Source organism: Streptomyces sp. NBC_00466 (genome assembly GCF_041433995.1).
In the GTDB taxonomy this organism is placed as follows: Bacteria; Actinomycetota; Actinomycetes; order Streptomycetales; family Streptomycetaceae; genus Streptomyces.
On the sequence record NZ_CP107896.1, the window covers coordinates 993,344 to 1,013,256 of the forward strand.

Sequence of the window (19,913 nt, forward strand, 5' to 3'; positions counted from 1 at the left end):
CCCCTCTTCACCCCTTTAGGTGATGGCCCGGGCAACGGCCTAGGTGAGGGGTATGCCCGGCGGCAGGGCAAGACCGTGCCGGTAGGCATAGCGCACGGCCTGCGCCCGGTCCCGTATCCCGGTCTTGGCGAAGAGATTGTTGATGTGCGTCTTCACGGTGGCCGGCGAGATGTGCAGCGAGCGGGAGATCTCCGAATTGGAGAGCCCTTCCGCGATAAGGGCCAGGATCTCGGCCTCCCGGGGGGTGAGGCCGTCGGGCAGCTCCACTGCGGTCCGCGGGGCCGGCGCGGGCGGCGCGGTGACCCGCTCGACGAGCAGCCGCTGCACGCTCGGCGAGAGCCCGGCCTGTCCGGCCATGACGTCCTCGATGGCCCGGACGATCTCCTCGCCACCGGCGTCCTTGGTGAGGTACCCGCGCGCCCCGGCCTGCAGCGCGGGAAAGAGCGAGTCGTCGTCGGAGAACGTCGTGAGCACCACGACCTGAGTGGACGGATACTGCTCGCGGATACGACGGGTCGCCTCCACCCCGTCGCAACGGGGCATCCGCAGATCCATCAGGACCACGTCGGGGGCGTGTTCACCTACGAGGGCGACGGCCTCCACTCCGTCCCTGGCCGCTCCCACGACCTCGACCCCGGGCAGCAGCCCCAGCAGCATCACGATGCCTTCACGCACGACGGACTGATCGTCGGCCACCACCACCCGTGCCGTCATGCCGGCACCCTCAGCCGTACCAAGAAGCCCTCCTCGTCGGGTCCAGCCTCCAGCGTCCCGCCGAGCAGCTCGGCGCGCTCCCGCATTCCGACCAAACCGTATCCCGAGCCACTGACAGCGAGCTCATCGACCACTTTGCCCGGACCCGAGTCCCGTACTTCCAGGGTGAGTTCCTCCGGCAGGTACTCCAGCCGCAGCCGGACCTCAGCACCCGGAGCGTGCTTGCGCACATTCGTCATCGCCTCCTGCGCCACCCGCCGCACGGTCTGCGAGGCCTCGGCGGGCAGCTGTCTGCGGTCCCCCTTCACCACGAGCCGCGAGCTGCCCGCCACCTCCTCCAAGAACTCCTCCACCGGCGTCATCTCACCGCGCAGCGCCGAGAGCGCCTGCCGGGTCTCGACGAGCCCCTCACGGGCCATCCTGCGCGCCGCCACCACCCGTTCCAGGATCTGGTCCCGTCCCGCGTCGCGCTCGATCAGCAGCCTGGCCGCCTCCAGATGCACCATCTGCGCGGAAAGACTGTGGGCGAGAACATCGTGGATCTCCCTGGCGATACGGGAGCGCTCGGCCAGCGCCGCGGACTCCGCCTCGGCCGCCAGGGCCGCCCGCTCCTGCACCAGCAACCGCTGAGCGCTGCCCCTGGCCTCGGCTTCGAGCCGCATCACGTAGCCGAAAAGAGCCAGCCCAGTGGTGGTCACGGCGGTTGTCAGCCACTGGCCGTCGCTGAGCAGGGCGTATGCCCCGAGAGCGGCAGCCGTGCAGGGCAGGGCCGTCAGGAGCGGCAGCCGCTGCAGTGCCGTGACGGCGCAGCCGCACCAGAGGACGGCGGCAGGAGCGGAGAACCCCGTCTGCTGTGCCAGGAGGGCGACGCCCAGCAGAACCGCGAGCAGCGCCACAGACGGCCACAAGCGGTGCTCCAGGCTGGTCCGGAAGAAGGCCCAGGCCGCCCCCACGCATACGGCCAGGCCGGACACCGCGGCGGCCAGCACCCACGTGTCGCCCACCTTCACGGAGGTGCTCCACAGGAGTACGCCCAGAGCGATGCACCGCACGGCCCAGGTGAGCGAGCGCCGCGCACTGGTCAGATCTGCCCGGGAAAGGGCCTCCCGGGAGGGCCAGCTCGTCCAGGCGCCGGGCGTCATACGCGGTCCTTCCTTGCCCCTCCGGGCGATGCTGCGGCAGGGACACCGTACGACGGGTGTATTCGCCCGGCCCGCCATGCAAGCACCCCGGCCCGTACGAGCAGGGAGGACGCCAGCGCGAGCAGCATCGCCCCGGTCCCGAGCCTCACTCCGGCCAGCGCGCCGAGCCCCGCCACCCCGAACCTGAGGATCAGCCCCACTATCCAGACGGCCGCCGTGGCCTTGGTACCCCTGGTCCAGACCGACCCGTCCGGCTCGCTCCACACCTTGGTGGTCCATGCCCAGCCCGCGCCCATGACCAGGCCGGTTATCAGTTCGGCCCCGATCAGCAGGACGGACAGAGCCGTGTGATGCGCGTCGAGCAGGCCGTGCTGGCGCAGGGCGACGAAGACCAGGATGGCGGGCAGCAGCCACCAGCGCTTGTCGTGATTGACCTGCTGGGGACGGAACTGCCGCACGAGCACCAGGGCGATGACTGCGACAGCCACCGCCACGTCGGTGAGCGTGGACGCTGACATGGGGGCCTCCGGTGAGCGGGGAAGGTTGACGCCTTCGACGCTACGGAAACGCGCGGGTCAGCAGATCGGAGCAGAGGTGGACCCTGGGTGGAGCTTGCGGCTCCACCCACGGGTGGAGACCCCGTGGGTGGAGCAGAGCCGGTGGGTGACTCGGCGCCTGCGGGCGGCAAGCGCCGGCGGGTGGCTCAGGCGTCGATCCGCGAGCGGTCCAGCGTCGCGGCCGAGCTGGTGATGAACTCCTTGCGGGGCGCCACCTCGTTGCCCATCAGCAGGTCGAAGACCTGCTCCGACGACTCCAGGTCGCCGATGTTGATCCGTCGCAGCGTACGGAACCGCGGGTCCATCGTGGTCTCCGCCAGCTGATCGGCGTCCATCTCGCCCAGCCCCTTGTAGCGTTGGATCGAGTCCTTGAAGCGGACGTTCTTGCGCTGGAATTCCAGCAGCTTCTGCCGCAGCTCGTTGTCGGAGTACGTGTAGACGTACTTGTCCTGGCCCTTCTTGGGCTGGACCAGCTCGATGCGGTGCAGCGGCGGTACCGCGGCGAAGACCCGGCCCGCCTCCACCATCGGCCGCATGTACCGCTGGAAGAGCGTCAGCAGCAGGATACGGATGTGCGCGCCGTCCACGTCGGCGTCGACCAGCAGGACGATCTTGCCGTACCGCGCCGCGTCGATGTCGAAGGTCCGCCCGGAGCCCGCTCCTATGACCTGGATGATGGCGCCGCACTCGGCGTTCTTCAGCATGTCCGAGACCGACGCCTTCTGGACATTCAGGATCTTGCCCCGGATGGGCAGCAGCGCCTGGAATTCTGAATTCCGGGCGAGCTTGGCCGTACCGAGCGCTGAGTCCCCCTCGACGATGAAGAGCTCGCTGCGCCCCACGTCGTCACTGCGGCAGTCGGCGAGCTTCGCCGGCAGCGACGAGGACTCCAGGGCGGTCTTACGGCGCTGGGCGTCCTTGTGCTGGCGGGCCGCGATCCGGGTACGGGCCGCCGCGACGGCCTTCTCCAGTACCGCACGTGCCTGCGCCTTGGAATCGCGCTTGGTGGAGGTCAGGAAGGCCTTGAGCTCCTTGGCGACGACGTTGGACACGATCCGGTTGGCGGCGGAGGTGCCGAGCACCTCCTTGGTCTGGCCCTCGAACTGCGGCTCGGCGAGGCGCACGGTGACCACGGCGGTCAGCCCCTCCAGCGCGTCGTCCTTCACCACGTCGTCCTCGGCGACCCGCAGGAGCTTCGCCGACCGCAGCACCTCGTTGACCGTCCTGGTCAGTGAGCGCTCGAAGCCCGACACGTGCGTGCCGCCCTTGGGCGTCGCGATGATGTTGACGAAGGACCTGACCGTGGTGTCGTAGCCGGTGCCCCAGCGGAGCGCGATGTCCACGCCGAGATCACGGGTGACCTCGGTCGGGGTCATGTGGCCGCGGTCGTCCAGGACCGGGACGGTCTCCTTGAAAGTGCCCTGCCCGGACAGCCGCTGCACGTCGCAGACGGCCTTGTCCTGGGCGAGGTACTCACAGAATTCGCTGATGCCCCCGTCGAAGCGGAACGTCTCCTCGGTCTTCCCCGCACCGTCGAGGCCGCGCTCGTCGCGCACCACGAGAGTCAGCCCGGGTACCAGGAACGCCGTCTGGCGGGCCCGCTGGTACAGGTGGTCCAGGGAGAGCTTGGCGTCCTTGAGGAAGATCTGGCGGTCCGCCCAGTACCGGACACGGGTGCCCGTCCTGGCCTTGGGTACGCGCTTGCCCTTGAGCAGCCCGTTGGCCGGGTCGAAGGGGCTGTCGGGGCCCGTCTCGGTGAAGATCCCGGGGACGCCCCGGCGGAAGCTGATGGAGTGGGTGGCGCTGCTGCGGTCGACCTCGACGTCCAGCCGGGCGGAGAGGGCGTTGACGACGGAGGCGCCGACGCCGTGCAGCCCGCCGGAGGCCGCGTACGAGCCGCCGCCGAACTTTCCGCCGGCGTGCAGCTTGGTCATCACGACCTCGACGCCCGAGAGCCCGGTCTTGGGCTCGACATCGACCGGGATCCCCCGGCCGTTGTCCCGGACCTCGACGGAGCCGTCCTCGTGGAGGATCACATCGATGTGGTCGCAGTAGCCGCCGAGAGCCTCGTCGACCGAGTTGTCGATGATCTCCCAGAGGCAGTGCATCAGACCGCGGCTGTCGGTGGACCCGATGTACATGCCGGGCCGCTTCCGGACCGCTTCGAGCCCTTCGAGTACGAGCAGGTGCCGCGCGGTGTAGTTGGAGCCGTCACGGTCTGCACCGCTCAGCAGCGCAGTGGAAGGCACGGACGTATCGGCGGTCACGCGGTTCGCTCCTCGCTGAATTTATTTTGGGGCCCAATGGGTAAGGGCCGGGCGTCGGTCGCCCGTCAGAGCCTACCGAGCCCTGGTAGAGCCGTTGTTACGCCACCCTAGAAGAGACGGGGCGCCAAACCCGCACCGTACACCTGTTCGATAGCTCGATGGAGTGAAGCACACATCACGTTCCCTTCCAGGCATGAACCATTTAGGCTCCGGGCACGTCCTCATCAACAACCGGCAGCCAGTCGGGAGGATCGACCGAAGACAAGCAACGCGAAACCGTAAAGCCACCGCAATACGGCTTATTCGCCGCCAACCGGCAACAGACAGCCACCTTGACAAAAAGTTTCAAGGAAAAGCCACGAGCGGGAACGTTTTGGGCCTGGTTGGATGTTGACCCTGGTACGACAGCTCGTCGAGCTAGAGAAGAGGCGACGTGACTACTGTTCTGACCCCCGCGAGCCCGCTGACGGCCGCTGACCGCTGCGACCGATGCGGCGCCCAGGCATACCTGCGCGTTGTCCTCACCAGCGGTGGCGAACTGCTCTTCTGCGCCCACCACGGTCGCAAGTTCGAGCCAGAACTCAAGAAGATCGCCGCGGACATCCAGGATGAGACGGATCGCCTGACGGCCGTCCCGAGCCATTCCGAAGAAGAGGACCGCTGACACCTCGCACCCACCGACGAGCCAAGGACCGGTATCAGCCCGGTCGACGGGCGGCCCCGCCTGCATCCACAGGAGAGGCCGCCCGTTCTCATGCCCGGACCCGGAGAGCACCGGCCCCCAAGGGCGCCAACGGGCCCTGACGCGTCACGTGCGGCGCCAGAGCCCCCTCACCAGCGTGTCCGTCGCCGGAGCGGCCGGCACGCCGCCACGGCCGCCGCCAGGCGTCCTCCGTCAGCTGTGCGACGCCACGGCCTGGGCCATCGCGGACATCCGTGTGTAGACGCCGGGGCTCTTCGCCCGGCCGCAGCCCGCGCCCCACGAGACCAGACCGATGAGCCGCCCCCGAGCGACCAGCGGTCCCCCGCTGTCGCCCTGACACGCATCGTGACCGCCCTGGGGCTCGCCGGCGCACAGCATGGTGTCCGCCTGGAAAGTACCGCTCGACGACCCGGGGTAAGCGGACGCGCACTGCGCGTCCGGCAGTACCGAGACACGGGTGGCGTGCAGCCCCGACGGGTAGTCTCCCGTGCCGGCCGTGTCCCCCCAGCCGTAGACGGTCGCCTCCGTGCCGGGCTCCTCAGCCGGGTCGTGCGGATCGGCGATTCCGATCGCGTACGAGCGTGGCAGCGCCCGGGAAAGCCTCAGCACGGCGAGATCTGCCGCATTGCTGACCCGGTCGTACCGCGGGTCGGTCCAAGTGGACCGCACCCGGATCTCGCGGCCGTCCGATGTGCGCAGGTCGCTGCGGCCCGCGACGACCGACAGATCATGCACTTGGCCCAGTGGAGCTCCGAGGACTTCCTGGCTCAGACAGTGGGCCGCCGTCACCACCGCCCGCGGTGACACCACCACTCCCCCGCAGAACTGGCCCGCCCGGCCCCCTCCGAAGCGCTCACGGCTGGATACCGCGACCACCCAGGGGCTGTCGGTCACGGACACCCCCTGGCCGCCGATCACCGCCCCAGCGGCGGCGGACGCGGACCCGGGCACGCCCAGCGGCAGTGCTGTCACGGCCAGCGCCAGCACGCCTGTCAGTGCTCGGACGATAGGACGACACATACGACTTCCTGACTCTCCAGTGAACTTGTCTCACTCAGAGTGAATCAGCCTCGTGGCACGTACACCCACACAGGAAACGAGAAGCGGGTCCGCATCTCTCGTTACGGAGAGATGCGGACCCGCTTCGGCGCGTCCTGTGGCGGACCGACGGACTAGTCGAGGTAGTCGCGCAGTACCTGCGAACGCGACGGGTGACGCAGCTTCGACATCGTCTTCGACTCGATCTGGCGAATTCGCTCACGCGTCACGCCGTAGACCTTGCCGATCTCGTCCAGCGTCTTCGGCTGGCCGTCGGTGAGACCGAAGCGCATGGAGACCACGCCCGCCTCACGCTCGGACAGCGTGTCCAGGACCGAGTGCAGCTGCTCCTGGAGGAGCGTGAAGCTGACCGCGTCGGCCGGGACGACCGCTTCGGAGTCCTCGATGAGGTCACCGAACTCGCTGTCGCCGTCCTCGCCCAGCGGAGTGTGCAGGGAGATCGGCTCACGTCCGTACTTCTGGACCTCGATGACCTTCTCAGGGGTCATGTCGAGCTCCTTGGCCAGCTCCTCCGGGGTGGGCTCGCGGCCCAGGTCCTGGAGCATCTGGCGCTGGACGCGCGCGAGCTTGTTGATGACCTCGACCATGTGCACCGGGATACGGATGGTGCGGGCCTGGTCGGCCATGGCGCGGGTGATCGCCTGACGGATCCACCAGGTGGCGTACGTGGAGAACTTGTAGCCCTTGGTGTAGTCGAACTTCTCGACCGCGCGGATCAGACCGAGGTTGCCCTCCTGGATCAGGTCCAGGAAGAGCATGCCGCGGCCCGTGTAGCGCTTGGCGAGCGAGACGACCAGACGGAGGTTGGCCTCGAGCAGGTGATTCTTGGCCCGGCGGCCGTCCTCCGCGATGATCTCCAGCTCACGCTTGAGCTTCGGCGCGAGCTTGTCGGCGTTGGCCAGCTTGTCCTCGGCGAAGAGGCCGGCCTCGATGCGCTTGGCGAGCTCCACCTCCTGCTCCGCGTTGAGGAGCGGGACCTTGCCGATCTGCTTCAGGTAGTCCTTGACCGGGTCCGCGGTGGCACCGGCGACGGCGACCTGCTGCGCGGGCGCGTCGTCCTCGTCGTCGTCGGAGAGGACGAAGCCCTTGGCCTCGCCGCCCTCTTCCTCCTCCTCGCCGGCCTTGGCAACCGGGGTCTCCTCGGCAGCCTCGTCGCCGTCGTGGAGCTCGTCGGCATCCTTCTTGGAGGCGGTCTTCTTGGCCGTGGTCTTCTTGACTGCCGTCTTCTTCGCGGCGGTCTTCTTGGCAGCCGTCTTCTTGGCAGCGGCCTTCTTCGCGGGCTCGGCGTCGTCAGCCACAGCGTCCACACTGTCGGCAGAAGGAGCGGCAGTGGCCGCCACAGTCCTCGCCGCGGTCGTCTTGACCGCGACAGTCCTGGTGGCGGTGCGCTTCACCGGGCTCTTCGCTGCGACGCTCTTGCGGGGGCGCTTCGGCGACTCCGCGGCACTGACCATCAGAGTCACACCCTCTTCCTCGAGGATCTGGTTGAGGCTGCGCAGAACGTTCTTCCACTGGGTGGCCGGAATCTGGTCAGCCTCGAAGGCCCGGCGTACATCGTCGCCGGCGATCTGCCCATCAGCCTTTCCCCGCTCGATGAGCGCCATGACAGACTCGGACTCGGCGATCTCCGGCGGGAGAGTACGGGATGTGCTGGCCGACACGAACAACCTCTCGAAACGATGGAAACGGCTTCCGGCTCCACCCTTGACGGGCCTGGAACCGACGACCGCCGGCTGGGGATGTACCGACGGCGCGGGCTGAGCTTCGGAGCTGTACAGCGCCGCCAACGACGCCTGCATTCCCTCTTCGGCTACCACCTCTTAGGTCATCGCGCTGCCTCAAAGAGTGTTACGCCCAATCCGCGTGGCCCGAGTCACACCCTATTCGCGACATACGGCTCCCCAAGGGACGCATACCCATAATTACGCCGCCGGACCCCCTGGATCCGGCGACACCGGGTTCAGCCCCGCACCCCGGCCGCGCCCCGCGATCAATGCACGCGCGGCGCGGGAACGACGCGCTCCACCTCCGGGTGGACGGTCAGCAGTTGACGCATGGCCGCCTCCGCGGCCTGCGGGTCGTTCGCGGCGAGCGCGTCGGCGATACGTGCGTGGTGGACGAGAGAGATCTCGGTGGGACGGTCGCACCCCGTGACGGGGCCGCCCGAGACCTGGAGCGCGCCCGAGACGATGCCCGAGAGGTGCTCCAGCATGCGGTTGCCCGCGAGCTGGATCAGCAGGGCGTGAAACTCGGCATCGGCACGGGAAAAGGTGACCGCGTCGCCCTGGGCCAGAGCGTGGCTCATGATTTCGACCATGTCCGCGAGGCGCTGCTGCATGTCCTCACGCCCATGCCCGGCAGCCAGACGCGCGGCCAGCGGCTCGATCGTCCAGCGCAGCTCGCTCAGCTCCCGTCGCTGGTCGTCACGCTGCGGCCCGAACGCCCGCCATTCGATGATGTCCGGGTCCAGCAGATTCCAGTCGCTGACCGGGCGGACCCGGGTACCGACATTGGGACGGGCGCTGACCAGGCCCTTGGCTTCAAGGACACGCAACGACTCCCGCACCACCGTGCGGGACACCTCGAAGCGCTGACCGATCTCCTCGGGAACCAGCGGACGGTCGGCACCGAGGTCGCCGGAGACAATCATCTGGCCGAGCTGCTGAACCAGCTGGCCGTGCAGACCGCGGCCGCGACTGCCCGTCGCCCGTCGGCCCGCCCTGCCCATATCGGCGTCGCCGCCCCAGGAAGGAGCTCCGGCACGGCCGGCGCCGGGCGCCTCTGCGTACGGATAGCGGTCGAGTTCGCCCGAGCCTGCGAGGCCGGACTCGGCAGAGCGGGCGGTGGTCATCATGGAGTGCGCAAGGGTAGTCACGCATCCTTTGTCGGCGCCCCTCGGGCCCCCCTTGAGGTCTTTGGTGAAAAGCACACGAAAGGGTGATCATCGACCTCCCTGCAATTGACGCCTTATCGGAAAGAACCCGGGCATTCCCTAAGGAGTTGTTTGCAAGGCGCCACCGAGCGGGCCAGAACGGTCACCAACGGGCCCTGCCCCGAAGGCCGGTGAACAGATACGCGCAGAGCAGGGCCGTGAGCGAGAGCGCGAGGGCCGCACCGACGGGCTGCGAGAGGAGACGGAGAGCCGCGATCAGCCAGCGGTCCGTCTCGTGGGGCCAGACCCAGGCGAGTTCGCGGAGCCTGGCGGGGAGCCCTGCGACCGAGCGGGCGGCGGGTGCGGCCAGGGCCGCCTGTACGAGCGGCACGACGACGACCGGGACCGACAGCACGGCGGCCATCCCCGCGGTCGTACTCCTGAAGACGCCGGCACCCAGCAGCCCTGCCCATGCGCAGCCGACGGTCAGCCCCGACCAACCCACAGCCAGCGCAGGCCAGTTCTGCGGGACACCACCCAAGTCGCCCCCGTACACGAGCCGGAGGACCCCTGTGTCGGCCACGGCCGTGAGCAGTGCCAGCAGGAGGGCCGTCGCACCCGATACGGCGAGTTTGGCCACCAGCAGGCCGAACCGCCCAGGTACGCCACCGCGGCCCACAGCCAGCGCCGGATATCGGAATTCGTCGCCGAAGGCGAGAGCGCCCAGCAGTCCGGCCGCGAAGGCCGCGGGCGGCAGCGGAAGCAGATCGGGCCACGCCATCAGCAGATGGGAGAGCGGCGTCTGCCCGGTCCTGGCGAGTGCGACGGACAGGGCGATGGAGACGGGGAGGATGACGCTCACGACGAGAAGAGCCGTCCGGACACCGAAGACTCGCCGCAGTTCGTATCGGAGCGGCCTGCTCGGCCCCCTGGCCGGTAGCGGAGTGATCACCGGCTGCTGCTCGGAGAGTTCGGATCGCGCCGCGATCAGCGACTGGAGCTCCGGGAGCGCGGACCGGGCCGCGAGTACGGGGGCGTCGGGAGCGGGGCTCGCGGAGCCGAAGGGTCCGCGATCGGATCCGTCGTAGGGGGATTCATCGGGGCCGGGCGCTTCGGAGCGGAAGGTTTGGGACTCGGAGGGTTCGGGCTCGGAGCCGGACGTGCCGGGAGTCAGAGCGTCGGCCTCGCCCGTCGGGCCCATGTCGCCGGTTTCGTCCGCGAGCTGATGGATCAGGACGCCGTTCCGGAACGCTGCCTCACCGACCTCGGCGCAGCTGCTGCCGTAGACGGAGAGCCTGCTGCCGCCCTCCATCACGACTTCCACCGAGCGGTGCCCCTCGCGGGCCTCACGGCCGAGCAGTCCGGCAAGACGTGCAGTGTGAGGTGTGCGTACGGCGACCCTCGGGCGGAGCCGGGTGCGGGCGAACTCGGCTCCGCCCTGGTCCGCCGCCAGCCGTCCGGCGTCGATGGTGACGACATGGTCGGCCGTACGGGCTGCCACCTTGGGGTCGCTCGTGGTGTACAGAACAGTGCCGCCCTGGGCCGCGTGGTCGCGGAGCAGCCCGAAGAGCCAACTGCTGTCACGCGGCGAGAGCCCTTCAGTGGGTTCGTCCAGGACAAGCGTCTGCGGATCGGCGAGCAGGGCGACCGCGAGGCCGAGCCTGCGGTCCATCCCGTGGGAGAGCGTGCCGAGCCGCTGTTCCGCGAGGCCGGCGAGATCCACGCCTTCGAGCAGTTCGTCGGCGCGCGAGGCCGGCATCCCCGTCACGGCACAGAGCATGCGCAGTTGTCCGCGGACGGTACGCGTGGGGTTCCCGGGCACGTCACCGAGCAGGGTCCCCACTTCGGCGGCCGGGCGGGCGATCCGGTGCAGCGGAAGACCTCGGAAGTAGGTGATGCCACGCCCGTGGTCCAGTTCGAGCATCAGCCGCAGGGCGGTGGTCTTGCCGGCGCCCGGGGCGCCGAGAAGTGCCGTGATCTGCCCGGGTTCGGCCTTGAAGGTCAGATCGTCCACCGCGGGCGGCAGATCCCGGCGGGGGTGGCTGGTGAGTCCGATGGCCTGGAGCATCGCTTCTCCCGCGGGTAGCAGGGCCGCCGGGCGGCGTGGGCGGCTACCGAAGCAAGATAACGCGACATTTGGGACTTTTGATGCAGCCTGGCAGTGGTTCTCAGACCTCGGGGCGGAGCATCGGGGGGTTGAGCAGCGTCGCACCTCCCGCTCTGAACAATTGCGCGGGGCGGCCGCCCTGGCGGGTCGTGGTACCGCCCGAGGGAACGAGGAAGCCCGGCGTGCCGGTGACCTTGCGGTGGAAATTACGGGGATCGAGGACCACGCCCCACACCGCCTCATACACCCGGCGAAGCTCACCGACCGTGAATTCCTGAGGGCAGAAGGCGGTGGCCAGCGAGGAGTACTCGATCTTCGACCGGGCCCTCTCCACACCGTCCGCAAGAATCCGCGCGTGGTCGAAGGCAAGGAGTTCGGGCGGCTCGGAAGCCCTGGGGACGGCGCCCTCCTGGCCCAGCAGGACCTCGACGGGCGCCCACCGGGCACTGTGGGCGTCGCCACCGGCCCGGGGCGCGGGCAGATCGGGCGCGAGCGCCAGATGGGCCACGCTGACGACCCTCATACGCGGGTCGCGCTTCGGGTCGCCGTAGGTGCCCAGCTGTTCGAGGTGTGCGCCATTACCCGCCGGAGCGGGGACCGGGGCCGAGGGATCGAGGGCGCACAGTCCGGTCTCCTCCGCCAGCTCCCGCGCAGCGGCTGCGCCGAGGTCCTCGTCTGTCTTGACGAAGCCGCCGGGCAACGCCCACCGGCCCTGGTAGGGCGCCTCCCCGCGGCGCACGGCCAGTGCGCACAGCGCATGACTGCGCACCGTGAGCACGACCAGATCGACGGTGACAGCGAAGGGCGGAAAGGCCGACGGGTCGTAGGGCGACATGCCATGATCATAGTCGTCTCTCTGACGATAAACACGCCCTTCGGCATCCACAGTGTTCTCCAATTCACCCGTACTCCGGCGCTACTCAAGCCCGTTCACATCCCCAGCTGGAGTCCGGGCGCGGCTTCCTCGACCATCCCGAGCCCCAGCCTGCTGACACGCACGGAGAAGGGCTCCCCAGCCACCGACAGCCCCGACAACTGGATCGCGCCGAGCGGGGCGCTGCTCATCGGCCGGAGCGCGACCGTTCCTGCCGGAACATCGGGACGCACACCGGCGAGAGTCGTGAGCAGATGGATCCCGGCGGCAGCGGAGACAGCCGCCGGACGGCAGGCCGCCGGATGCGGGAGGGGGACGCTGTCCTCGGTCCGCTGCACACCGGCATACATTTCGGGAAGCCGGTGGCCGAAGGCGTCGGCCGCGGCGAGCACTCCGCCCAGCAGCGAGCACGCCTCCTTCTCGAATCCCGAGGCCGCCAGCCCGGCTACCGCGAGAGCCGTCTCATGCACGCGCACCGCGCCGCCCCGGTGCCCGAACGGATTGTGGCCCCGCTCCCTGGCACCGAGGCTGCGGAGCCCCCAGCCGGAATCCATCGCCGGACCACCCAGCAGTCTGGCCACCTGCTCCGTCCGCACCTTGTCCAGCAGCCCCTCGGCGAATCTGCCACCACCCACCAGACCGGTGTCGAGCAGATGAGCCGTCCCGGCACCCAGATGCGGAACCAGTTGGCCGTCGGGCGTACGAGCGGCCGCGGGCCTGCCCCCTGTCCGGTCGTCGATCCAGAACGTCTGCCGGAACCTGCTGCGGAGCGTGCCGGCCCACTCACGCCAGCCGTCCGCGCCCGGCCGGCCGCACTCGTCGAACAGCTCGGCCCCGAGCACGGCGGCGCGGTGCGCGTGCGCCTGCGTCTCCGCGCGCTGCAAGCCTCCGGCTCCGGGCTCGCCGAGCAGACCCTCCTCGTCCGCCGCAGCACGGAGCCACGCGAGACAGCGCTCCGCTGCGGGGAGCAGCCCTGCCACATCCCGCTCGGGCAGCCCCCAGCGTCTGGCCTCCGCCAGCAGGACAGGGAAGAGCAGTGTCGCCTCCATCCCGGAACAGCTGGGCGGCAGATGAGGGCCGGCGTCCCTGAGTGGCCCCGGGATACGTCCAGCGCCGGGCCCGGTTCCCCCAAGCTGGGTACGGGCGAGTCTGCGCAGCGCGGCGGCGGCAAGACGGGTACCGAGGGGAAGCGTCATCCGGGCGGTCCAGAGGATCTCCGCGGGCGCGAACCCACAGCGCCATGGCACGCCCGCCACCGGGTAGATGTCGGCGGGGTGGCCGGGATCGCGGACCAGCAGCGCGCGCAGGTCCTCCAGACCGGTGCGCATCAGTTTCTGCGCCCGGGGATCGTCGCTGTCTGCGCTCGCCGGGGACAGCGCACTTCCGAGCAGCGGGCCCGCCGGGCGGGGCGGCGCGTCCGTGCGGATTCGGAGTTCGATGTTCCTGGAACCTCCTGGAGGCAGTTCGAGCTGCCATCTGAGCAGTCCTGTGGCGGCCAGCGCATCCTCCGGCGGAGGGTCTGCCGTGACGACGGCATGGCTCCCGTCTCCCGACCAACGCAGCCCGGCTCCATGGACGCTGGCAGGCAGTTCCACCCCCGGGGATCCGGCCGCGACTGCTCCCAGGAACGCCAGGTCCGTACCGAGCCCGATCTCCACCGGCACCCGCAGAGTCCGGTCCGAGGCGCTGCGCAGTGTGATCCGCTCTGTCCCATCTGCGGAGCGCAGGCGCTCCACGACCAGCTCGGGATCGGGCCCGACCGCGCCGGGCAGACGCACCACAGCAACGAACCGGGCTCGGCCTGATCCAACCAACCCGCCCCGGACGGCTACCGGTTCACGCCCGGACACCCGAACATGGCAACGGGAGAGGAGCCGTCGCCCCGACTGGTAGTAGCCGTCGAAGCCCTGGCCGGTCAGTTGCCCGTGCGAAGGCGAAATGGCCAGTCCGGGGAGACCGACGCAGATCAACGCGTTGTGCACGGCGGGCAGTTCACCTCGTCGGCGCGGGCCTCCGGGCATGGCCGCGGGAGCGGGCCCTGCCGAACGGTCTCCGGCTGCCCCGCGGGTTCCTGAAGGGACGCTGAGAGCCATCTTCCGCCTCCTGAGCGCTACGGCCGGTTGCGGCGGAGCTCCCGGCGCGAACCGCCGCGCACCGCCATCCGGATGAACGGCGCCGGACGCGGCCGGGTCACGGCCGTACCTGTGTCCCGCTCTCATCGCCCGGTCCGCGACCCGCGTTGACCGGTGCGGCGGCGCGACCGACCGCGCGCGGAGGGCGCCCCCGGCCGGTCGGTTCCCGGGAGGGTGTCCTGGCGAGCGCCCGACGGTTTGGGAGGAGTGCGCCGGCCGCTGAGCGCGGGTGGCTTGCCCGATGCCACCCGGATACTCCGCTCCCGGCGCAGACAGTGCCGGAGCGCCTCGGGGTCGAGCCCTTCATTGCACGCCTGGTGAAGCAGTCGGGCGAAAATGTACTCGGGATCGAGGGCCAGAGCGCGTCCCAGGGCTACCCGGGCACTCGGTTCGTCCCCCGTCGACCAGGCCACCCAACCCGCGAGGGTCAGCGGCGCCGCGGCGTATTCGGCGTAAGGGCCGACACAACGGCGCGCCAGGGCCCTCCACAGCCGCACGACTGACGCGGCGGACGGTCCTTCCATCCACTCGGCGGCGCGGTCGCGGGTCGTTCGGTCCTGGAGCCCGAGAAGGACCAGAGCGGCCTCATCGTCGGTGATGAGCGCATCGTCCGCCGCATCGGCCTCGGCCCAGCCCGACGGCTGTGGCGTCCGCCCGATGCGGCGGACGAGTTGCCGGGCAGCGTCCAGCGTCTCCTGTCCCACCTGTTCACGGTCGGCACCGGCCAGGATCCTCGGCACCAGAGTGCCTGCCGCCTCATCCAGCGCGCGTTCCTGTGCCGCCGTACGAGGCGGCTGCCACGGGGTGAGTCTGGCTTCCATCTCCTGGAGCGATCCGCGCACCTGGATTCCCGCGTACGCCGCGGCGGCGGCCATCACCGAAGTGCCGGGCAGGGCCATGGTGTTCCCGTCGGAAGGGCAGCAGCGAGTGTCGGGGCAGCAGTAGGAGAAGAATCTGCCGTCGGAGATACAGAGGGCTTCGGGAACGGGCACGTCCCGGGCTCCGCAGGCCGTACGCAGATGCTGGGCGAACGGGCGAAGCCGCTCCATGACGTCTGCCGGGGTCTCCCCCGCGCCCGGGTCCTGGCAGAGGAAGACGATGATGCCCTCCGGCCGCCTGCCTCGGTTCTCGCTACCGGTGATCAGTCCGTCGGCGAGCTGGTCGGCAACCGGCTGCCACTCCTGCGGCGAGCGTGGGATACCGAGCCTGAGTCGTCCGCCGAAACGACCGCGGGCTCCGTGCAGCGCGACCATCACGACCGAGTCGGTCGGATGGAATCCCAGCAGATAGGGCAACGCGTCGGCGAGTTCGGCAGGGCCTCGCAGTGTGACCTGTTCCTGGACGGGCGAAGGGCCGTTGGTTTCGTCGTGCTTGTTCATGGCTCGAAGATCCCGCGATCCGTCCGAGTCCGCGACCCCTGTGGATAACTTTATCCACAGGCCGGCTGTCTCATCTGCGCATTGTCAGTGCGATCGGGTTGCATGGGGGCATGACCAACTCAGACCACTCCGGCCTCAGGGCATCGGCCAATTCCGTACTGGCCCGTCCCGGCGGCGACTTCGCCGGTGCCGCCACACTGCCCGCGCGTCAGTGGCGGGCGATTGAGGCCGCCCCGGTCGGCAGCTTCCACAGGATCCCGTTCAGCACCTGCCGCCGATCACAGTCCGGCCGCCCCATCCGCGACCGCGGCACCAACGACTCCACGACAGCCCACGAATCATTGCTCAACTCATGGCGACGCACTACTACTCATCAACGAACAACCCGTCTGCCAATAACGTCCGCCAGTTCTATACCCAGTCATTTCGTTGCATCAGTCGGCCGTTGATGCGGGTGTGCCGTTAGTTGATGCGCGTGTGCCGCCAAAGGACGCACAGTGGGCGCGGATCGAGCCGTTGCCCCCGGGCCGGAAGCCGAGGCGGGCTGGTTACCGGCGGGATCACGGGAGGTGATCGATGCGGGTCGCCTTCAAGTTCCGGGCCGGGACACGGTGTGTCCGCCTGCCGGAGAGGTACGGCAACTGGCAAGGCATCTATAACCGGTTACGCATGTGGGCCATCGGCGGCAGCTGGGAGCGGTCATCACGCGCTGACGGCCCAGGCAGGCGCCAATGAGGACCTGCCCTGGGTTGCGTCGGTGGACTCCACATCGTGCGAGCCAGTCGGCACGCGGCCGGGGCCCGCGAAAAGGGTCGCAGGCCGGCGAACCGGCCGACCACACCACACCGTCGGCCTCCGGCCGCCCGTCACTGTCACCCCCCGCGCGCCGGCTGCCCGCCGCGCTCACCCGGCCCGGCGTCCCGGGTCCGCGCCTCGGAACCCTCTGTCCGCGAGTCGTCGACGATCCGCTGCAAGGCCGCGACCTGACGCTCCAGGGCTTCGCGGCCCGCAGCAGTGAGGTTCAGCCACGTACGAGGGCGCTTGCCCACATAGCCCTTCTCCACCTCAACGTAACCGTGCGAGCCCAGCGTGCCCACCTGCTTGGACAGCGCGGATGCCGACAGTCCGGCCGCCTCGCGCACCCAGCCGAACTCCGCCCACTCCGTACCGACGAGCAACGACACGATCGACAGGCGGGTGGGGTCCAGCAGAACCGGGTCGAAGTCAGGACGAGCCATCGAGCGCCCTGGGTCGTTCCCCTTCTCCGCCCGCGGCAAGGGATGCCAGACCGCGCTGGAGACGGCTCCCGAAGAGGATCAGGACCGCGCCCAACACGGCGCCGACGACCGTTCGCGCGTACGGGACGGACAGACCGGGGTGCGGCACGAAGGCACCGACGACCCCGAGGACCAGCACCGCCAGGATGATCACCCTGCTCCACAGCGCGAACCGGGGCGAGACCGCGTCCTGCCGCACCCTGGTCCGCCGCCCCAGCACAGCGGAGCCGCGCCTGCTCCGCAGCAGCACCGCGTAGGCAACGGCGACGGCAGCGAAAGCGATGTTCACCACGGACTCGACGCCCTGCCCGAAGAAGTCGGGCGCCGCGAGCAGAGCGAAAACGGCGACGCCGAAGAGGACTGCCACCCAGCGCGAGTCCCGCGCCGAGCCAAGCGCCTCCTCCCGTCGCCGTTGGACGTCTCGCAGGGCGCGGGATGCCTCGGACGGTGAGGGGTGTCGGGACATGACGACCTCCTTGATGTTTCTCAACCAGAACCACTTTCCTGACAGGAAACTAGTTTCCCAGCAGGGCGGTGTCAAACAGAGGCCAGCCGCCGGCGGTACGACAGATCGAGCAGGGGGCCGATGTCTGTTGCGAAATTCGGCGACACGGTCCGTGCCCTGCGCCGGGGCGATGGGAGACCCATGCCAACGGGCCGGAAGGCGGCGGATCGGTCCTGGGCGAAGATCTGCGCACGCGTCGAGCAGGCCATGGCCACCTTCAAGACCTGACAGCTCCTCCGCGAGCCCCGATGCTCAACAACCCGGATCACCGCCTTCACCCAGGCGGTCCTCGCCATGCACCTGGCCGGCTCAGACCGATGGCGGGGGGCCTTACTGAGTCCACGACATCTCGGAGCAGCCATGGCGGCATCCATACGAAAGGCGGCAATTCTTCCACTCGTGGGGCTTCACCCACCCCCTCGGCGATAGCCCCCGCCCCGAAGGCCGACTCTTTCGGGAGCTGGAGGGCCCCGCCGATCCCGGTACTGGCGCCCACTTCCCTGAGCTACAGTCCGGCCACATTGCGGCCGCGCAAGGGCGCCGCCGGCTCACCTGACAGCGGGCCTTGTCCGGCACGGGCTTGTTCCACCACACGGGGCCTGATGCCCCTTGCCACCGGTCCCACATGGTGACGGGCTCCTGGGCCGGGGACGGCCCAGGAGCTGTGGTCTACCGGGATACGTCGGGGTAGACGGCCGTAGCGCGGATCTCGACGAGAAGTCCCGGGCTGGCGAGGCCGCTGACGCCGATCAGCGACCAGGTCGGGAGGGGCGCCTTAATAAGGCGCTGCTTGGCTTTGACGAAGCCGGGCATGTGCTTGTGGATGTCGACGTGATAACTGGTCACGTCGACGAGGGCAGACAGGTCGAGGTTCTCCAGCCGGAGGATCTCCTCGATGCGCCGGATGGCAATCTCGGTCTGCTCTTCAATGGTGCCTGCGATGGTTCCGTCGGCGCGGCGGCCGATGGTTCCTGCGATGAACAGGAGGCCATCCGCACGGACCGCTGCGGAGTATCCGAAGCGTGCGAAGGCGTTGGTGGTCTCTCCGAAGACTTCGGAGTCCTCGGGGATCTCGACGGTGTAAGTGGTCATTGCGATGAGTTCCTTATTCGTTGTTCGTTGACTGGTTTTTCTTCTTCGGCTCGGCCGTGAAGTCGGAGGGCTCAGTTGCCCCATCGGGAGGAGCGGCAGGCATGCTCGAGTCGGGTCTGGCCGAAAGCGTCGCGTTCACGGAGGAATTCGCCGGGAATCGCATACCTGGGCGCGTTCTTCGGGTCCTTCGCCGCTTGAGCGACAATCGCGTCGGTGAGTGAGCGGATCATTTCCAGTCGCGGATAGGCGGTGTGGACGGCGTCGGCCTGCTCGTCGGTGACAGCGTCGAGGTGGTCGGCTCCGAGCGGGCCGCCGAAGTCGAGCGCGACGCCCTCGCGGACGAGTACGCAGAGCGTGCCGCGGCGTTCCGCGATGCCGGGCGAGGTGTGCAGGGCGATGGCCAGCCAGACCTGGTCGGCGTCGGCAGTGGACGCCCCCTGCTGAATGAGGAATTCGGCTGCCCGGTCGGCGCCTTCGACCTCGAAACGCTGGCGGTGCGGGCCATCGGACGCGACCCCGAGGTCGTGCATCGCGCAGGCGGCGAACAGCAGATCGTCGTCGTAGTCCCGGCCGGCGGCCAGGTCGAGGCGGGCGGCCACCAGCCTGGCGAACAGGTAGGTACGGGCACTGTGGTTGAACACGGAGGGCGTGTGCACCGGCCGGATGAGGCTCACGACGGCACCGGCAAGAGGCGTGCCGGGCAGCGTGACCAGGTCGGTGGCCCCCTCGTGGAGAGGTCCGGTCATGACTTCATCGTCGCCGCGCCCCCACCACCCGGCCAGTGGCAAAAACCCCGTACTTCGAAAGGATTTCGCCACGCCGCATCGAGTGGCGGTCCCGGCGCTGGACGGGGTCACCGCGTGCACCACCAACACTGCCGGGATTCGAACCGTTCCTCCGGTCTCCGGACGCCGTGCGACCGGACCTGCTCCATTCCCTTCTGTTCGGCGGCGACCACGAACATGGCGTCATCTGCCCATCCCGGCAACACCGAATTCCCGGGCCTGGCTGGCGACACCAGTGGCCACGGGGTGGCCTGTTGTACGGGTGGACCTCGGCGGGCCCTCCGGCCCCGACCTCGCCCGGCTGGCGCTCGATCATGGGGTGCGTAGAACCCCTGGGCCCCGGTGCACCGTCGAGTGAGTACACAACCGGCGCCTCCGGCCGCCCTTCGCCCTCCCCCGGCCACGCTCGCCGAAGCGGTCCGCCGGCTCACGTAAGCGGCCACACGGG

16 protein-coding genes and 1 pseudogene are annotated in these 19,913 nt (G+C 69.4%); 1 reads left to right on the forward strand and 16 read right to left on the reverse strand.

Features of this window, described 5'->3' with window-relative positions:
- Positions 1 to 39 precede the first annotated feature (39 nt).
- The 4 genes from OG210_RS04310 to OG210_RS04325 all read right to left on the reverse strand — a co-directional run bounded on the left by OG210_RS04310 (position 40) and on the right by OG210_RS04325 (position 4,680).
- Positions 40 to 714: a response regulator transcription factor gene (locus OG210_RS04310; protein WP_328332290.1), complete on the reverse strand. Its 675-nt coding sequence runs from the start codon at positions 712 to 714 to the stop codon at positions 40 to 42.
- Complete coding sequence (locus tag OG210_RS04315; protein ID WP_328332288.1) at positions 711 to 1,856, reverse strand: histidine kinase; 1,146 nt, start codon at positions 1,854 to 1,856, stop codon at positions 711 to 713. Before OG210_RS04315 ends, OG210_RS04310 begins: the two co-directional genes overlap by 4 nt.
- On the reverse strand, positions 1,853 to 2,374 hold the full coding sequence (locus OG210_RS04320; protein WP_328332286.1) for a DUF1453 domain-containing protein: 522 nt from the start codon (positions 2,372 to 2,374) through the stop codon (positions 1,853 to 1,855). Before OG210_RS04320 ends, OG210_RS04315 begins: the two co-directional genes overlap by 4 nt.
- A 185-nt stretch (positions 2,375 to 2,559) precedes the next feature.
- On the reverse strand, positions 2,560 to 4,680 hold the full coding sequence (locus OG210_RS04325; RefSeq protein ID WP_328332284.1) for a DNA topoisomerase IV subunit B: 2,121 nt from the start codon (positions 4,678 to 4,680) through the stop codon (positions 2,560 to 2,562).
- Positions 4,681 to 5,113: 433 nt separating this feature from the next.
- On the opposite strand from OG210_RS04325, the gene OG210_RS04330 reads away from it, so the two are divergent.
- Positions 5,114 to 5,344, forward strand: a complete 231-nt coding sequence (locus OG210_RS04330) for a hypothetical protein (protein ID WP_266852304.1) — start codon at positions 5,114 to 5,116, stop codon at positions 5,342 to 5,344.
- Between the two features lie 231 nt (positions 5,345 to 5,575).
- Here the strand turns inward: OG210_RS04330 and OG210_RS04335 are convergent, their stop codons facing one another.
- The 12 genes and pseudogenes from OG210_RS04335 to OG210_RS04390 form a co-directional block, all read right to left on the reverse strand.
- A complete protein-coding gene (locus OG210_RS04335) occupies positions 5,576 to 6,403 on the reverse strand; it encodes a serine protease (protein WP_328332282.1) in 828 nt (275 codons plus the stop codon).
- Between the two features lie 152 nt (positions 6,404 to 6,555).
- Positions 6,556 to 8,103, reverse strand: coding sequence for an RNA polymerase sigma factor (locus OG210_RS04340; RefSeq protein WP_328332280.1), 1,548 nt, complete (start codon positions 8,101 to 8,103; stop codon positions 6,556 to 6,558).
- A 329-nt stretch (positions 8,104 to 8,432) separates the two neighbouring features.
- Positions 8,433 to 9,371 (reverse strand): FadR/GntR family transcriptional regulator, encoded by a 939-nt coding sequence (locus tag OG210_RS04345; RefSeq protein WP_328332278.1) that lies wholly within the window; start codon positions 9,369 to 9,371, stop codon positions 8,433 to 8,435.
- Between the two features lie 106 nt (positions 9,372 to 9,477).
- The gene (locus tag OG210_RS04350; RefSeq protein WP_328332276.1) at positions 9,478 to 11,382 is read right to left on the reverse strand and encodes an ABC transporter ATP-binding protein; all 1,905 of its coding nucleotides are present in this window, start codon (positions 11,380 to 11,382) and stop codon (positions 9,478 to 9,480) included.
- 100 nt (positions 11,383 to 11,482) lie between these two features.
- Positions 11,483 to 12,256: an NUDIX domain-containing protein gene (locus OG210_RS04355; protein ID WP_328332274.1), complete on the reverse strand. Its 774-nt coding sequence runs from the start codon at positions 12,254 to 12,256 to the stop codon at positions 11,483 to 11,485.
- Between the two features lie 95 nt (positions 12,257 to 12,351).
- A complete protein-coding gene (locus tag OG210_RS04360) occupies positions 12,352 to 14,388 on the reverse strand; it encodes a glycogen debranching N-terminal domain-containing protein (RefSeq protein ID WP_371535025.1) in 2,037 nt (678 codons plus the stop codon).
- 122 nt (positions 14,389 to 14,510) lie between these two features.
- The gene (locus OG210_RS04365) at positions 14,511 to 15,806 is read right to left on the reverse strand and encodes a DUF4192 domain-containing protein (RefSeq protein ID WP_328332272.1); all 1,296 of its coding nucleotides are present in this window, start codon (positions 15,804 to 15,806) and stop codon (positions 14,511 to 14,513) included.
- Between the two features lie 226 nt (positions 15,807 to 16,032).
- Positions 16,033 to 16,170, reverse strand: a pseudogene (locus OG210_RS04370) (transposase); the annotation flags it as partial.
- A 508-nt stretch (positions 16,171 to 16,678) separates the two neighbouring features.
- Positions 16,679 to 17,044 carry a transcriptional regulator gene (locus tag OG210_RS04375; protein ID WP_328332270.1) on the reverse strand — a complete coding sequence of 122 codons (366 nt, stop codon included), beginning with the start codon at positions 17,042 to 17,044 and terminating at the stop codon, positions 16,679 to 16,681.
- Positions 17,031 to 17,549: a hypothetical protein gene (locus tag OG210_RS04380; RefSeq protein ID WP_328332268.1), complete on the reverse strand. Its 519-nt coding sequence runs from the start codon at positions 17,547 to 17,549 to the stop codon at positions 17,031 to 17,033. Before OG210_RS04380 ends, OG210_RS04375 begins: the two co-directional genes overlap by 14 nt.
- 708 nt (positions 17,550 to 18,257) lie before the next feature.
- Positions 18,258 to 18,680, reverse strand: a complete 423-nt coding sequence (locus OG210_RS04385) for a Rid family hydrolase (protein WP_328332266.1) — start codon at positions 18,678 to 18,680, stop codon at positions 18,258 to 18,260.
- A gap of 71 nt (positions 18,681 to 18,751) precedes the next feature.
- Positions 18,752 to 19,426 carry an HD domain-containing protein gene (locus OG210_RS04390; protein ID WP_328332264.1) on the reverse strand — a complete coding sequence of 225 codons (675 nt, stop codon included), beginning with the start codon at positions 19,424 to 19,426 and terminating at the stop codon, positions 18,752 to 18,754.
- Positions 19,427 to 19,913: the final 487 nt, after the last annotated feature.